The organism is Acidovorax sp. SUPP2825 (genome assembly GCF_030158995.1).
Lineage (GTDB): Bacteria > Pseudomonadota > Gammaproteobacteria > Burkholderiales > Burkholderiaceae_C > Paracidovorax.
Genome location: NZ_BQXK01000022.1, coordinates 53,692 through 69,102 on the forward strand (window position 1 = coordinate 53,692; position 15,411 = coordinate 69,102).

Genomic DNA, 15,411 nt, shown 5'->3' on the forward strand with positions numbered 1-15,411 from the left:
GGCCCGCGCGGCCCCGCGCCCGCCGCATTCACCCCATGGCGGCGGCGCGCCCCCGGCCCATATGCATATGGCGCGCGGCGCATGAACGCTTGCCCACAATGGCGCATCGGTTCTCACCCCGCGTTCAGCGCCCCTCTGCCATGCCGCTCCTCTTTCCCATCACCCACCGCGCCACCCGCCGCATCGCCGCCGCCCTGGCCTGCGCCGCGGCCGCCACCTTCAGCTTCGCCGCCCACGGCGAAGCGGCCGGCTGGCCCCGGCAACCCATCACCCTGATCCTGGGCTTTCCGGCAGGCTCGGGCATCGACGTCGTCGCCCGCGCGTTGCAGGAGCCCCTGGGCCAGAAGCTCGGGCAGCCCATCGTCATCGACTACAAATCGGGCGCGGCCGGCAACATCGCCAGCGAGTTCGTGGCCCGCGCCCGGCCCGACGGCTACACGCTGGCCTTCGGCACCGCCGCCACGCATGGCAGCAACGCCGCGCTCTACCCGAAGCTGCCCTTCGACGTGGAGAACGACTTCGTCCCCGTGGGCCCGCTGATCGACGTGTCGAACGTGCTCACCATCAACCCCGACGTCATCGACGCGAAGACGCTCCAGGAGTTCGTCGCGCTGGTGAAAGCCCACCCCGGCAAGTACAACTACGCCTCCACCGGCAACGGCGCCGGCACGCACATGGCCTTTGCCGAATTCAATGCGCGCCTGGGCCTGGACATGGTCCACGTGCCCTACAAGGGCGGCCCCGAAGCCATCACGTCGGTGGTGCGCGGCGAGACCTGCTGCATCATGAACCAGGTGCAGACCGTGTTGCCGCACTACAAGTCCGGCAAGGTGCGCCTGCTGGGCGTGACCACCTCCAAGCCCGTGGCCGCCGTCAAGGAGGTGCCCACCATCGCCTCCAGCGGCCTGCCGGGCACGCAGGGCTTCGACAGCTCGATCTGGTTCGGCCTCTTCGCGCCCAAGGGAACGGACGCCGCCGTGGTGCAGAAACTCAACACCGCCCTGCGCCAGGTGCTCGAGCAGCCCGAGGTGCGCGAGCGCTTCGAATCGCAGGGCAACGCCGTGCGCATCGAGACCCCCGCGCAGTTCCGCCAGACCGTCCACACCGACCGCGCCAAGTGGGCCCAGGTGGTGAAGGACGCCCGGATCCGCATCGACTGACCGCACGGCCCGGCCCCCTTCGCCGCGCACCGGGTTGGCGCGGCGCGGCTTCGCTGCTACGATGCACCCCGCAGGAGAGCGAACGGCCCCCGGGCCGTTCCACCGAAGGCGCAAACTCCCATACACGCTCAGGTCCCGTACTGCACCACCATCAAAGCCGTCTGGAGAGCCGCCATGCATGCCATGGCGCACCGAAGGAGCAAGCCCCTCGCCGTGTTGGCGCAGGGTGAATCTCTCAGGTACCAAGGACAGGGGGAGCGGCAGCACGGCAGATCGCCGTCGGCTGCACGCTATCGATTCAATAGCACCACGCCGGCGATCTGCTTGCGCAAACCTTCCAAAAGGCTTGTGAATCATGCGCGTGATCGTTCTCGGTGCCGGCCTGCTCGGCACCACCTCCGCCTATTTCCTGCAACAACTCGGCCACGAAGTGACCGTCATCGACCGCCAGGGCGTGCCCGGTGCGGAAACCAGCTTCGCCAACGGCGGGCAGATCTCGGTGAGCCATGCCGAGCCCTGGGCCAACCCCGGTGCGCCGTTCAAGGTGCTGCAATGGCTGGGCCGCGAAGACGCCCCCCTGCTCTTTCGCCTGCGCGCCGACATGCGCCAGTGGCTGTGGGGCCTGCAGTTCCTGCGCGAATGCACGCCGGCCCGCACGCGGCACAACATCGAGCAGATCGTGCGCCTGGGCACCTACAGCCGCGACACGCTGCAGCAGCTGCGCCGCGATACGGGCCTCCAGTACGACCAGCGCACGCAGGGCATCCTGCACTTCTACACGAGCGCCCGGGAGTTCGATGCCGCGCTCGCCCCCGCCGAACAGATGCGCGCCCTGGGCTGCGAGCGCCGCGTGGTCAGCGCCGACGAGGCCGTGCGGCTGGAACCCGCGCTCGCCCACATCCGCCCGCAACTGGCCGGCGCCACCTACACGGCCGAGGACGAATCGGGCGACGCCAACACCTTCACGCGCGAGCTGGCCCGGCTGGCGCAGGCGGCGGGCGTGCAGTTCCGTACCGGCTGCCACATCACGGCGCTGCGCACGGCAGGCGGCGCCATCGACCATGCCGAGATCACCAACGCGGAAGGCCGCTTCGAACGCGTGCGGGGCGATGCCTACGTGCTGGCCATGGGCTCGTTCAGCCCGCTGCTGGCCGAGCCGCTGGGCCTGCGCCTGCCCATCTACCCGGCCAAGGGCTATTCGGTCACGATGCCCGTGCGCGATGCCTCGGCGGCCTACGAGGTGAGCCTGACGGACGATGAATTCAAGCTCGTCTTCTCGCGATACACCAGCGAGCGCGGCGACCGGCTGCGCATCGCCGGCACGGCGGAACTCAACGGCTACCAGCGCGACTTGAACCCCGTGCGCTGCGAGGCCATCGTGCGCCGCGTGGAAGAACTCTTTCCCGGCGCGGGCGACACGCGCCAAGCCCAGTTCTGGACCGGGCTGCGCCCTGCCACGCCCAGCAACGTGCCGCTGATCGGCAAGACGAAGATCGGCAACCTGTTCCTCAACACGGGCCACGGCACGCTGGGATGGACGCACGCCTGCGGCTCGGGCCGCTCCATCGCCCGCATCGTGAGCGGGCTGGCGCCGGAAGTGGACTTCGCCTTCACCGGCATGCCGCGCACGGCCGCGCCCGCGCTCCTGCCGGTGACCTGAAGTCCATTGCTATTATTTTTATAGCTGTCACCGCATGATTTTCTAGGGCGTGAGGCCAAAAAGGCCCAAAATCCAGTTGCCCCCCGGAAGGGGGCGCACGGCCTGCGGGCATGCCGGCGCGGGGCCTCCCGCGGTCACCGGGCTCAGGCCGGCGCGTGCTCGCTGGTGAAGACCGTGAGCACGCCGGTGTAGCCGTACAGCCGGTGGTGTGCAATCTCGCCACCGGCGAAGAACCCCACCAGCGGCACGTCGCCCAGCGCATGGCGCACGATCTGCAGCTCCGCGCTGGGCCCGCCGAAATGCGGGCCGCCGCGGCCGGAGCAACTCACGTAGATCGCGCCCACGATGTGCCGCTGCACCGGCGCGCGCGCGGCCCCGTCGGCACCGCCGCCCAGGGCCTGCGCCAGCGCGCGGCGCTCGCTGTCGGCGGACGGTGCGGGCAGGGTCTCGGCCTCCTCGGGCGTGAGCTCCTCGCGGATCTCGGCGCAGATGCGCATCAGGTCGGCGCGGGCCGCCGCCACGTTGCGCTGGCAGAACGCCAGGCGCATGCCCTCTTCCACCTGGTCGGCCAGGGCCACGCCCCGGCGCGTGGCGTCGAGCCCCACGATGTGGCGCACCCGGGTGTCCGTGCCGAAATGCCCGGCCCGGCCGAGCGGCTGCACGCCGGCATCCACCAGGCCCGCGAGCGTGGCCCGCACTTCGCGCAGCGCGGGCTGCGGGTCACCGTCCAGCGAGATGTGCAGCGTGTCCAGCAGCGCATCCAGCGCCGGCTGGCCGTCGAGCGCCAGCACCACGTTGTCCTGCGCCTCGGTGATGGTGCACAACGGCCCCACGGGCTGGCAACCCTGCGTGACGCGCGACAGCAGGCTCACGCCCTCGCTGAAGGCCACGCCCGACAGTCCGCCGTCGAACACGCCGCGCGCGCCGCCCTGCCCCGCGATGTTGCCGTTGCCGCCCACGGCGAACTGCACGCTCGCGTTGCGGCTGGCCGACAAGCCGCCGAACAGGTAGCCGGTGGCCGTGCGGTCGGCCATTTCATCGATCAGCTCGGCCAGGTCGGGCGTGCGGCCGTCCGCGTGCACGAGCGCCGTGTGCGCGACGAACCCGCTGGCCGCATTGCGCGCCAGCGGCGCCACGCCGGAGAACACGCGGTACTGGTCGGACCGCAGGTCCAGCAGCATGACGGACAGCGCCGGCTCGTCGAAGTATTCAGCGTTGTTGGCCGCCACGCCCACGCCCACGGTGCCGCTCCAGTCGGTCACCTCGGGCAGTTCGGCCGACACGAAGTCGAGCAGGGCCTGCGCCTCGTCCGCATAGTGGTCGGTGATGTAGAGCACCCCCAGGGTGGGCGCGCTGGCGTACTGCGGCAGCGCCATCTGCGCGCGCAGTTGCGCCAGCACCAGCGCGGCCGCCATGCGCCACTGGGGATGGGTGGCGTGGCCGTTGGGAAAGAGTTTCATGGTCGGAGGCAAAGGTCGCGGCGGCCCGCTGCGCGGGCGGCCATGTCGGACAGGAAAGTGCGGGGGGATGCAGTCACGGGCCCGTCCGCTTGCGCGGTGCGGCGGACTTGGCCGCGGCCGGCGCGGCAGCGCGCCGCGCCGCAGAAGGGGGAGCCCCCACGGGCTTCCTGGCGGCGGCCTTTTTCGGCGCAGCGGCCGGCCGGGTGCGCGGGGCTGCGGTGCGGGCTGAGGCAGGGGCCGCGGCCGGCTTGCGGCTGCGGGCGGTTGGCGCCTTGGCATCCTGCGGCGCCTGGGCCATGCGCGTGGCTTCCTGCACGCCCTGCAGCCCCTGTGAGGCCAGTTGCGTGGCCATGTCGGTGGCGGTCTTGAAGGCCTCGGCCGCCGCGCCGCGCGTGGCCTCCACCGCGGCCTGGTGCGACGCATCGCCCATCGCCTGGGCCGCGATCTGCTGGAACTGGCTGGTCAATGCACCCCACCATTGCATCGGGTCCACGACGCCGGGCAGCGCGGTGGACGCGGCTCCCGTGGCCGCGGGGTCGCTGGCGGCGTCTTCTTCGGCCGCGGGCTCAGAAGCGGGCGGCTCGGCCGGTGGCTCGCGCTGGGGCTCTCTGTAGGGGGCGGGGCTGGCACGCGCGGGCTCGGGGGCGGGCGCCGCAGGCGACGGTTTGGGCGCGAAGGCACCGGCCAGATCGCCCATCGCCACGTTCATGCCCTTGAGCGTGGCGAGGGTCATCTTCTGCACCTCCAGCGCCTGCACCGTGGCGCTCAACGCGCGCGAGTTCTGCTCCAGCCAGAACTGCACGGCCTTCAATTCATCGATGCGTTTTTCCAGTTCTTCCACGCTGATCGTCGGGGCCACCCAGCTCGACAGGCTGGGCATCTGCGGCACGCCGCCCGGCGCGCCTTTGGCCAGGTTCTGGAGGAAGTCGAAGCCCGGCACGAACCTGCCGAAACCGAAGGGGGATGTGTCGCTCATGGCCATTCCTTTGCGATGCGCTGCATGGCGCCGGTGGGGATGGGACAGCTTAACGCGATTGCCCCGCGGGGCCAACGCCGCGGGCATCGCCCGGCATCGCCAGGGCACCTCGCCGGCACCGCTTTCTGCGCGCGCCTCGGGGCCTTCGAACCCAGCATCCATGCCGCTTGCAGCGTGCAATCCGCGTGCGGCCCGCGCCCGCCGATGCAAACCCCCTAGAATCCGGCGACCAGCATGCTGGAATGTTCACCACTTTTTCCGAGAAATACCAACACCATGGCAACTGCAAAGAAAACCACCGCGCCTGCAAAGAAGGCCGCTCCCGCAGCCAAGAAGGCGGCAGCCCCCGTGGCCAAGAAGGTCGCAGCACCGGCCAAGAAGGCCGCTCCCGTGAAGAAGGTCGCAGCCCCCAAGGCCAAGGCCCCCGTCGCCGCCAAGGCCGCGCCGGCCGCGCTCAAGCCGCTGAAGGAAGTGTTCACGAAGACCTCGCTGATCGCCCACCTGGCGCAGCAGGCCGGCGTCGAGCCCAAGGCCGCCAAGGCCGTGCTCGCAGCACTGGAATCGGCCATCCTGGCTTCGGTGCACAAGAAGGGCTCCGGCGAATTCACGCTGCCCGGCCTGATGAAGATCGGCCTGCAGCAAGTGCCCGCCAAGAAGAAGCGCTTCGGCAAGGACCCGTTCACGGGTGCCGAGCGCTGGTTCCCCGCCAAGCCCGCATCGGTCAAGATCAAGACCCGCGCGCTGAAGAAGCTCAAGGACGCCACGGTCTGATCGACCGGTGCGCTCCGCGGTGCCTTGGTGGCACCGCCAGACCAACAAAAAAAGCCGGCACCTGTGCCGGCTTTTTTCATGCGCACCGCGCTCCCATCAGGGCTCCAGATACCACTGCGCCAGGCGCTTGCGCTCGCCGGGGCCCACGCCCAGCCGCTGCTCCAGGTAGCGCAGCACGCCGCCATGGTCCGTCTCCACGGCCTGCAGCGCCGCTTCGAGAAAATCCTGCTGCACGCGCCACAGCACGTTCAGCACCGCCTCCGGCGCGGCCCCGTTCACCTGCGCGGGCCGCCGGTACAACCCGTTGGTGAGCAGGTAGTCCTGCATCACCACCTCGCGCGATACGCCCAGCGCCAGCAGGATGAGCGCCGCCGCGAAACCCGTGCGGTCCTTGCCTGCGGTGCAGTGAAAGACCAGCGGCGCGTCGTTGTCCAGCAGGTGCTCGAACAGCGTGGCGAACTCGCGCGTGTTGTGCGCGACGAAAGCGCGGTAGGTGTCGCGCATCAGATCCATCGCGATCTCGGGCGTGAGCGTGTGGCCCGACAGCGCCATCTCCTTGGCACGCTGTACCACCGTCGGCTCGATGGACAGCGGGTAGTAAGCCACGTCGGGCAGCACGTAGGCCAGCGTGGCCCGCTCATGCTCCCCCCGGAAATCCACGGCGCGCGCCAGCCCCAGCGCCGACAGCGCCTGCGCGTCTTCGGGCGTCAGCGCGGCCAGGTGGTCGGAACGGAACAGGCGGCGCCAGCGCACGGGCCGCCCCTGCTCGCCTGGGTAGCCGCCCAGATCGCGGAAGTTGGTGGCGCCCAGCAGGTTCAGCGAACGGGAGTAGGAAGGTGAGTCGCTCATGCAGCCACTTTATGCGAAAGGCGCGCGGGCCGGAGGGGTGGCCAGGGCATGGCCCATGGCGCCGATCCCTGGACAACCCCTGCCCCAATCGCGGGGCGCCACCCTATACTGGCTACGGATCACCCGGCCCCGCTGAAAGCCATGGCGGCGGCACGGATGCAAGTGCGCAGAAAGAGGCACGGAGAAAGGACGCAAGGGCGAATGCCTGCCCCCGCCCAACAGGGCCCCGGTGCAGGGGGCCAGGCTCAGCGTGGAGAGGCGCACGAGAAGAATCAAAGGCCAGTGACCGCCCACGGTCCGGCCTTCCATTCCATAATTTCAGGAGGGGGCTTGCATCCATGAAGAAGACGCTGGCGAACGCTTCCACCAGAAAGCTCCTGATGCTGCTGGTTCCGGCGCTGATCATCGTCCAGGTGGTGGCGTTCGTCTTCCTGCACTTCGCCAACCGCAACATCGCACTGGAAAGCGTGGATTCCGCGCTGGAAGGCGGGGCGCAGACCTTCCTGTACACGGCCGCCACGCGCAAGGACAACCGGCAGCAGACCTCGCTGCTGGTCACGAAAGACTACGGGCTGCAGCACACCATCGCCAACGGCAACCGCGCGACCATCGAGTCGGCGCTGGCCAGCCAGTTGGCCCGCACGGGGGCCGAGCTGATCGTCCTCACGGACCTCAACCACAAGATCGTGGCCCGTGCCTCCGTGACCCAGTTGCTGAACGAGCGCGACCTGGATCTGGACGCGACGCTGGAGGCCCTGGTGACCGAGGTCAGCGAAACCGGCCGCAGCATTGGCCCGCTGGCTGCGGGCGAGCACACGCCCGTGCTCTACAACTGGGTCAAGGCCACCATCAGCGCCCCCATGCCCATCATGAACATCTTCCTGGGCTATCGCGTCAACACCATGGCGGTGGAGCAGTTCACCAAGATGACGCAGCTGAAGATGGCGTTCCTGTCGCAGGAAAGCGAAGGCGATTTCGTCATCCACACCTCGACCCTGCCCGGCATCGTGCTCAACCGGAGCATCCACGAACACACGCAGTCGTCCGAGAACTTTTCGGCGGAAGGCACGGACGGTGCGCAGTACCGGGCCAAGGTCATCAACCTGGGCGGGCTGCAGGGCTCCAACGTCATCGCGGTGGTGGCCAAGCCGTTCGCGCCGGTCTTCTCGCCCTTCCTGCGGCTGGAGGGGCTGTTCGCCGCCAGCATCCTGTTCAGTTCGTTCCTCTCCATCCTCGCCGCGAACCTCATCACCAACCGGGTGGTCGTGCCGCTCGAGAACGTGGCGCACCGCGATGCGCTTACCCATCTGGCCAACCGGCGGCTTTTCGAGATCAACCTGGAGAACGCCGAGCAGAACCAGCAGGCCCTGAACACCGGATACGCGATCTTGCTGATGGATCTCGACAAGTTCAAGGCCATCAACGACAACTACGGCCACGAAGCGGGGGACGCCGTCTTGAAGGAAGTGGCGCTGCGAACCAAGAAGCACGTGCGCTCGTCGGACACGCTGGCGCGCCTGGGCGGAGACGAATTCGCCATCCTGATGCGCTCGCAGGACCTGCAGCGCGTGCAGGAGGCCGCCGCCGCCATCGTCAACGCCATCCGGCAGCCCATCCAGGTGCGCCCGGACCAGTGGGTGAACGTCGGGGCCAGCATCGGCATCGCGCGCTCGCCCGAGAATTCGACCGTGGCCGCCCAGGTGCTGCATTGCGCCGACCTCGCCATGTACAGCGCCAAGCAGCAGGCCAGCGGGCTGCAGGTGTACGAGGGCACACCGCCGACGTGATGCGGCGCCGCCACCGCAGGCACCGCGCTCGCGAAGGTGATCGCGTTGCAGCCCGTCCTGCGAGCAGGACCGAACGCGCCAGCGGCTGAGTAGGACAGGTCTGATTGACGTGATTTGAAATTCTGGACCCAATGGATTCCTTCACTCCTCACCCCCTTCACATCCACTCACTGCCGAGGTCCGCACCCCCATGCCCAAGCTCCAAACCGAATCCAGCGCCCGCCATCCCGTCGAGATCCACTACGAAGATTACGGACAGGGCGCCCCCGTCGTGCTCATCCATGGCTGGCCCCTGAGCGGACGCTCGTGGGAAGCCCAGATCCCAGCCCTGGTCGAAGCGGGCTACCGCGTGATCGCCTATGACCGCCGCGGCTTCGGCGCATCGTCGCAACCCTGGGAGGGCTACGACTACGACACCTTCGCGAAAGACCTCGATGCGCTGATGACCGGGCTCGATCTCACGGGCGCCACGCTGGTCGGCTTCTCGATGGGCGGCGGCGAACTCGCGCGGTACATCGCGAAATACGGCAGCCAGCGCGTCGCCAAGCTGGTCTTCGCGGGCGCCGTTCCGCCCTACCTCTACAAGAGCGCCGACAACCCGGAGGGCGGACTGGACGACGCGACGATTGCGCAATTCAAAGAGGGCGTCAAAAAGGACCGGATGGCGTTCCTGGAAAACTTCACGCACAACTTCTTCAGCGTGGACGGCAAACTCAAAGTCAGCGAGGAACAGCGCCAGTACGCCCGCGACATCGCCGCCATGGCATCGCCCAAAGGCACGCTCGACTGCATCGAGGCCTTCGGCAAAACCGACTTCCGCGAAGACCTGAAAAGCGTGAAGGTTCCGACGCTGGTCCTCCACGGCGATGCCGACGCCATCGTGCCGCTGGAAGTGAGCGGCGCCCGCACCCACAAGGCGATTCCTGGCAGCGTACTCAAGGTCATTGCCGGGGCGCCGCATGGCTTCAACCTGTCGCACGCACAGGAATTCAATGCCGCGTTGATCGAATTCCTGAAAAGCTGACGCCATGGCCGAGCCACATGCCCCCATTCCCGCGAGCTTCGAAGACTTCGAGCGCCAAGCGCTGGCGAAAGGCTACGAGCAGGCACTCGTTCGTACCTGGACCCCGCAGCAAATCGTGCAGCAGCATCGGCACGATTTTCATGCGAGTGCATTGGTGGTGGCGGGCGAGATGTGGCTGACGCAGTCGGGCACCACGCGCCATCTGGTGCCTGGCGACACGTTCGAACTGGATCGGTCGGAACCGCACGAGGAGCGCTACGGCCCGGATGGGGCCACGTACTGGGTGGCGCGGAGAACGAGCGCGGCGTGAATCGCCGGATCATCGACAGGAAATGCCGCGTTGGCAGGAATGGTTCGAGTTTTAGTGGTTGGAGCGAGCGCACGCCACCGAACCGCTTCGCCGCTCCACACACGACCGCATCAGGGTGAGGAAAACCATCCGCAAAACAAAAAGCCCCTGGTTCGCAAGAACCAAGGGCTTTGATGACTGGTGGCCTGGGGCGGAATCGAACCACCGACACAAGGATTTTCAATCCTCTGCTCTACCGACTGAGCTACCGGGCCTAAGCCCCAAATTATAACCAGAAAAAAGAGGCGTTCTGAAACTCTGACGACTTAATTGCGTTTGCCGCGGCCCAAGTCGACGCCGAGCTGGCGCAGCTTGCGGTACAGGTGGGTGCGCTCCAGGCCCGTTTTTTCGGCCACGCGCGTCATGGAGCCGCCTTCGCGCGCCAGGTGGAATTCGAAGTACGCCTTCTCGAAACCGTCGCGGGCTTCACGCAGCGGCCGGTCTAGATCGAAGCCCTGGTGCGCATGCGGGCCGGGGTCCTTCGTCACCACGGGCAAGGCCGCCACCGGAGCGCCCTGGGCCTCGGGGGCGGCAGGGGTGACTGCGGCGGGTGGTGGCGTGGCGGCTGCCGTAGTGGCGGCCGACGAGGCCGCCGGCTGGGCGGCGCTGCGCGCCAGGCCCTGTTCGACCGCCTTGAGCAGCTTCTGCATCGTGATGGGCTTTTCCAGGAAGGAAAAGGCGCCGATGCGGGTGGCTTCGACCGCGGTGTCTATGGTGGCGTGGCCGCTCATCATGATGACGGGCATGGTCAGCGTGCCGGCCATGGCCCATTCCTTGAGGAGCGAGACGCCATCGGTATCGGGCATCCAGATATCGAGGAGCACGAGGTCGTACGCATTGGCGGCACGGGCGGCACGGGCCTGCGTGGCGTTCTCTGCGAGGTCCACGCTGTGCCCTTCATCGTTCAGAATTTCCGACAACAGGTCACGGATGCCCAGTTCGTCGTCGACCACCAGAATGTTTGCCATGGGTTTTGATCAGCCTCGCGATACGTTTCCAAGTGTTGTTAATGTGCCACCACGTGGCCAGGGGCGAATGATAGCGACACTTGCGCGCCGAGCACCACCCCTTCTTCCACCCGATTGACAAGATCGACACGGGCACCATGCTCGTCGGCGATCTTTTTCACTACAGCAAGTCCCAGGCCAGTGCCCCGCGGCTTGGTGGTTACATACGGTTCGAAGGCGCGCTGAAGGATGTGGTTGGGAAATCCCGTTCCGCTGTCGGTCACCGTCAGCCGCACGCGCCGCGACGACTGGCTCCAGCGCGTGGTGATGCGCACGGGTGCGCCGGCGGCCCCGCCCTGCTCGCGGGTGGGCTCGCTGGCGTCCTGCGCGTTCTGCAGCAGGTTGTGGATGACCTGGCGCAGTTGCTGCGCATCGCCCGCGATCTCGGGGCAGCGGGGATCGAGTTCGGCCTCCACGGGCACGGTCGCGTTCTCGGCACCGTAGAGCTGCAGCACGTCGGTGACGAGGGCGTTCAGGTCGAGCGCATGCAGCTCCGCAGCGGGCAGGCGGGCATAGTCGCGAAACTCGTTGACCAGCCGCTTCATCGCATCCACCTGATCGACGATGGTGCGCACGGATTTGGTCAGCACGGCTTGCTCGGCATCCTGCAGCTTGCCGGAGAGCTTCATCTCCAGGCGCTCGGCGGACAGCTGGATCGGCGTGAGCGGGTTCTTGATTTCATGGGCCAGGCGCCGGGCGACTTCGCCCCAGGCCTGTGCACGCTGGGCCGAGACGATTTCGGAGATGTCGTCGAACACCAGAAGGCGCAACGCGTTGGGCAGCTCCGCCCCCCGGGCCACCAGGCTGGTGCCGTTGGCGGCCACGCCCGAGGCGGGCGAGCCGTAAAGGTCGAAGGAATGCTGCCAGTGGTCCAGCCCATGCTGCTCGCGGTCGCCCAGGAAGGCCTCGAAGTGGCCTTGCACGGCACTGGCGAATTCGGCCAGCCCGGGCACGTCGGCCAACGGCCGGCCTTCGAAGGCGGCCATCGGGGCCCGCAGGATGCGGGTGGCGCCGGGGTTGGTGGAGCGGATGCGCCCCTCGGCGTCCAGCACGATCACGCCCGCGGTGAGGTTGTCCAGAATGGTCTGCAAGTGGGCCCGCGCCGCATCGACCTCGCCCATGCTGTGCTCGACGGCGGTGCGGGCGTCGGACAACTGCTGGGTCATGACGGCGAAGGAGCGGGTCAGCCCGCCCAATTCGTCGTTGCCCTGCAGCACGGCCTTGGGGCTCAGGTTGCCCGATGCGACCTCGCGCACGCCCTCGGCCAGCACCAGCAGGGGGCGTGCCAGTTGGCGGCCCAGCAGCACGGCGAGCAGTACGGCCCCGAAGACGGCCAGGAACAGGCTCAGGGTGAGCGTGCCGATGTACATGCGCCGCAGCCCCTCGCGGGCCAGGGCGCGCTCCTGGTACTCCCGGTTGGCCTCCTGCACGGCGATGGCGTTGGACACCAGCACCTGCGGCAGCCGCAGCGTGGCCTGCAGATAGCGGGGTTCCACCAGGAGCCCCACGCTGGCGTTGCCGACGGCCACGAGGGTCTTGACCCGCGCGTTCTGCACGGCAGCGGGGTCGGCGATGTCGTCCAGCCCCTCGATCTGGAAGGTGGCGCGCTGCTGGCGCGCGTTGCGCAGCAACTGGGCGCTGGGCCGCTCGGGGCTGAGATCGAACCGGGATTGCCCGGCACTGGCCACCGGCTGGCCCGCCGTGCTGAACAGCACCACGTCGCTGGCCCCCAGCTGGTCGCGGATGCGTTCGAGCACCACGCCGGCCGCCGCGTCGGGCACCTGCGCCAGTTGGCTGCTGGCGGTGCGTGTTTGCATGGCCATGTCGCTGGCGATCGTGTCCAGCGTCACCCGGGCCAGGCTGACGCCGGCGGACAGGGCGCCCTCCACCTTCACGTCGAACCAGCTTTCGATGGAGCGCGACACGAACTGGTAGGAGACCACATAGATCAGCAGACCGGGCAGCAGCCCCACGACCGCAAAGATGCCCGCCAACTTGACCAGCAGGCGGCTGCCGAAGCGCCCCCGCCGCAGCCGCACCGCCAGGCGCACCACGACCCACACCAGCACGGCGAGCAGCAGCACGGCCACCAGGACGTTCAGGCCGAACAGCCAGGCGTAGTTGCGCTCATACAGCGCGCGGTTGTTGGTGGCGACGGTGAGCAGGAAAAGCAGCACCAGCCCGATCGCGCACATGATCGCCACGCCCACGCCCAGGGCCCAGCGGGAGGCACGGGCTTGCTGGGGCGTGCGGGGAACGCTGTGGTCGTCGGTCATGGCGCGCGCTCGGCCACGGCGCGCACGCTGCGCGACAGCATCAGGTCCCAGCCCGAGCGTCCCACCGCGCCGATCTGGAACGGGCGGGGCAACTGGGACATGTCGAGGCGGAACTGGAAATGCACGGTATACGGCCCGCCGGAGACCTCGTCCGCGTCGGCGATCTTCCAGCGGCTGATGCGCTGCATGGCGGAAAGTGCGTCGCCCAGTTCGTCGAAGTTCTGGCCCAGCGCAACCCCCAGGCCGGTGTTGGCGAACGGCGTGGCGGACTGATTGAGGCGCCACCGGCGCGTGAGCGGCTGGTAGCTCAGGCGCAGGTAGCGCACCGAGTGGGCCACCGCCTTGTCGTACCAGTACCAGCGCTCGCGAACCACATCGGCCTCGGCCACGAAGTACATCGAGATGCCCTTGTAGAGGGCGTCTTCCGCCAGCTCGGGCAGGTCGAAGTGCAGCGTGGTGGACAGGTACAGGCCCTCGTCGTTGGCTTCGACGCGCAGGTCGCCCGCATCGGGCTGCGCCAGCACCGCCGGGGACCACAGCGCCAGACACATGCACAGCAGCGCGGCCATGGCCACCGCAAGCCACGCGGCAGGGCGCGAAGCGGGCTGTTCAGGCCGCATGTTTTTGCAACAGCGCGTAAAAGAATCCGTCATGGTCACCCGGACGATTTTCCGAGACGCCGCCGCTTTCGTCCGGTTTGCCGGGTATTAAATGGCCGGGAGACGGCAGCAAACGGGCGTCGGTGTTGCGCGCAAGAAACGTTTGCACCTGCGCTTCGCCCTCGGTACGAAACACGGAGCAGGTGCAGTAGAGCAGCCGCCCGCCGGGCTGCAGCAACGGCCAGAGCGTGGCGAGCAGGCGGGCCTGCTGCTGGGCCAGTTGCTCGATGTCGGACTCGCGCCGCAGCCAGCGCACGTCGGGGTGGCGGCGGACGATGCCCGAGGCCGTGCACGGCGCATCCAGCAAGATGGCGTTGAACCGCCCGCCCCCACTGGCGTCCAGCCACCCGTCCTGCGGCCGTGCCGCATCGGCCACGAGGACCTGGGCCCGAACCCCCACCCGGTCCAGCGTTTCGTGGATGCGGGTGGCGCGGTCGGCGTCGATTTCCAGCGCCACGACCTGCATCGGCGATGCGGCACCCGCGTATTCGAGCAAGTGCGCGGTCTTGCCGCCGGGCGCGGCGCAGGCGTCCAGCACGCGCAGCGGCTGCGACAGGTCCAGCCCCTCCAGCAGCAGCGGCGCCGCCATCTGGGCCGCGGTGTCCTGCACCGAGACGTGGCCGTCTGCAAAGGCCGGCAGTTGCTGCACGGCCACCGGGCGATCCAGGACGATGCCGAACGGCCCCGCAGGAGACGCTTCCAAATTGATAGCAGATAGCCCTAGTAAATATTGTGCTGGAGTCGTTTTTTGCACATTGACCCGGAGCGCCATCGGTGCATGGGCATTGTTGGCCTGCAGGATCTGCTGCCAGTGCTGCGGGTGGTCCTTGCGCAGCCGGGCGATCCACCAGGCCGGGTGGTTCCACTGGGCGACCGGATCGCCGTCGGTGGCGGCCACCAGCGCATCGCGTTCGCGCAGAAAGCGGCGCAGGCAGGCATTCAGGAACGGCGCCTGTGCTTGCGATGCCGGGTTGCGCTTGGCCGCTTCCACCGCCTGGTTGACGAGGGTGAACGCCTCGTAAGGCGCCTCGTCCGGCGACCAGGCCAGCGCCAGGGCCGTGCACAGCAGGGCATCGGCCCGCGGCGGTGGGTTGCGGGGCGCCAGTTGCTTGCGCAGCGCCTGCGCCCGGCCCAGGTTGCGCAGCACCTGGAACAACAGCGCCTGCACCCCGGGCCGCAAGCCCGGCTCGACCGCGGCCAGGGCGGCCGTGCCCGACTGCCCGCCGCGCACGGCCTGCAGCGCGGTCACCACCGCATCCAGCTGGCGCCACAGCGCGGGCTCCATGCGGCGTTCGCCCTCCGCCGGGGGCGGAAAGAAACGGGAGGGCGGGCGCGGCTGCGGATCGGTCATGTTCTGTCTGAGCCTGTCTTGAATAGGAAAAAAACCGGTTGCGGTTGCGGACGCCGTCGCGGCCACGCCTTGAATCAATGTC

Annotated in this window: 13 protein-coding genes, 1 tRNA gene and 1 riboswitch; of the genes, 6 read left to right on the plus strand and 8 right to left on the minus strand. The window is 68.4% G+C overall.

The annotated features are described in order from the left end of the window. Positions 1-140 precede the first annotated feature (140 nt). Together AVAK2825_RS21355 and AVAK2825_RS21360 are read left to right on the plus strand one after the other, a co-directional pair. Positions 141-1,160 (plus strand): Bug family tripartite tricarboxylate transporter substrate binding protein, encoded by a 1,020-nt coding sequence (locus AVAK2825_RS21355; protein ID WP_284402474.1) that lies wholly within the window; start codon positions 141-143, stop codon positions 1,158-1,160. A 151-nt stretch (positions 1,161-1,311) separates the two neighbouring features. Next, a riboswitch (glycine riboswitch) is annotated at positions 1,312-1,422 on the plus strand. Between the two features lie 93 nt (positions 1,423-1,515). After that, positions 1,516-2,820, plus strand: coding sequence for a D-amino acid dehydrogenase (locus tag AVAK2825_RS21360; protein WP_284402475.1), 1,305 nt, complete (start codon positions 1,516-1,518; stop codon positions 2,818-2,820). A 143-nt stretch (positions 2,821-2,963) separates the two neighbouring features. Here the strand turns inward: AVAK2825_RS21360 and AVAK2825_RS21365 are convergent, their stop codons facing one another. Together AVAK2825_RS21365 and AVAK2825_RS21370 are read right to left on the minus strand one after the other, a co-directional pair. Continuing rightward, on the minus strand, positions 2,964-4,280 hold the full coding sequence (locus tag AVAK2825_RS21365; RefSeq protein WP_284402476.1) for an FIST signal transduction protein: 1,317 nt from the start codon (positions 4,278-4,280) through the stop codon (positions 2,964-2,966). A gap of 73 nt (positions 4,281-4,353) precedes the next feature. Then, positions 4,354-5,256 (minus strand): PhaM family polyhydroxyalkanoate granule multifunctional regulatory protein, encoded by a 903-nt coding sequence (locus tag AVAK2825_RS21370; protein WP_284402478.1) that lies wholly within the window; start codon positions 5,254-5,256, stop codon positions 4,354-4,356. A gap of 276 nt (positions 5,257-5,532) precedes the next feature. On the opposite strand from AVAK2825_RS21370, the gene AVAK2825_RS21375 reads away from it, so the two are divergent. Continuing rightward, entirely contained in the window at positions 5,533-6,027 is a 495-nt protein-coding gene (locus AVAK2825_RS21375; protein ID WP_284402479.1) for an HU family DNA-binding protein, read from the plus strand. A gap of 96 nt (positions 6,028-6,123) precedes the next feature. On the opposite strand, the gene AVAK2825_RS21380 is transcribed toward AVAK2825_RS21375, so the two are convergent. Further along, entirely contained in the window at positions 6,124-6,876 is a 753-nt protein-coding gene (locus tag AVAK2825_RS21380; protein WP_284402480.1) for a tyrosine-protein phosphatase, read from the minus strand. Between the two features lie 338 nt (positions 6,877-7,214). Here AVAK2825_RS21380 and AVAK2825_RS21385 point away from each other — a divergent pair, with 338 nt between their 5' ends. The 3 genes from AVAK2825_RS21385 (at position 7,215) to AVAK2825_RS21395 (ending at position 9,997) form a co-directional block, all read left to right on the plus strand. Continuing rightward, on the plus strand, positions 7,215-8,663 hold the full coding sequence (locus AVAK2825_RS21385; protein WP_284402481.1) for a diguanylate cyclase domain-containing protein: 1,449 nt from the start codon (positions 7,215-7,217) through the stop codon (positions 8,661-8,663). 190 nt (positions 8,664-8,853) lie between these two features. After that, positions 8,854-9,687 carry an alpha/beta fold hydrolase gene (locus AVAK2825_RS21390; protein ID WP_284402482.1) on the plus strand — a complete coding sequence of 278 codons (834 nt, stop codon included), beginning with the start codon at positions 8,854-8,856 and terminating at the stop codon, positions 9,685-9,687. 4 nt (positions 9,688-9,691) lie between these two features. Next, positions 9,692-9,997: a cupin domain-containing protein gene (locus tag AVAK2825_RS21395; RefSeq protein ID WP_284402483.1), complete on the plus strand. Its 306-nt coding sequence runs from the start codon at positions 9,692-9,694 to the stop codon at positions 9,995-9,997. Positions 9,998-10,175: 178 nt separating this feature from the next. Here AVAK2825_RS21395 and AVAK2825_RS21400 read toward each other — a convergent pair. From AVAK2825_RS21400 to rsmB, 5 genes are all read right to left on the minus strand, one after another. After that, positions 10,176-10,251 (minus strand) — tRNA-Phe (locus AVAK2825_RS21400). Between the two features lie 51 nt (positions 10,252-10,302). Beyond that, positions 10,303-11,004 (minus strand): response regulator, encoded by a 702-nt coding sequence (locus AVAK2825_RS21405; RefSeq protein ID WP_284402484.1) that lies wholly within the window; start codon positions 11,002-11,004, stop codon positions 10,303-10,305. A 38-nt stretch (positions 11,005-11,042) separates the two neighbouring features. Continuing rightward, positions 11,043-13,319 (minus strand): sensor histidine kinase, encoded by a 2,277-nt coding sequence (locus AVAK2825_RS21410; protein WP_284402485.1) that lies wholly within the window; start codon positions 13,317-13,319, stop codon positions 11,043-11,045. Beyond that, positions 13,316-13,939: a DUF4390 domain-containing protein gene (locus AVAK2825_RS21415; RefSeq protein WP_502869129.1), complete on the minus strand. Its 624-nt coding sequence runs from the start codon at positions 13,937-13,939 to the stop codon at positions 13,316-13,318. The genes AVAK2825_RS21410 and AVAK2825_RS21415 overlap by 4 nt, the downstream gene beginning before the upstream one ends. Further along, a complete protein-coding gene (gene rsmB / locus AVAK2825_RS21420) occupies positions 13,929-15,263 on the minus strand; it encodes a 16S rRNA (cytosine(967)-C(5))-methyltransferase RsmB (protein WP_284402491.1) in 1,335 nt (444 codons plus the stop codon). The genes AVAK2825_RS21415 and rsmB overlap by 11 nt, the downstream gene beginning before the upstream one ends. Positions 15,264-15,411 lie beyond the last annotated feature (148 nt).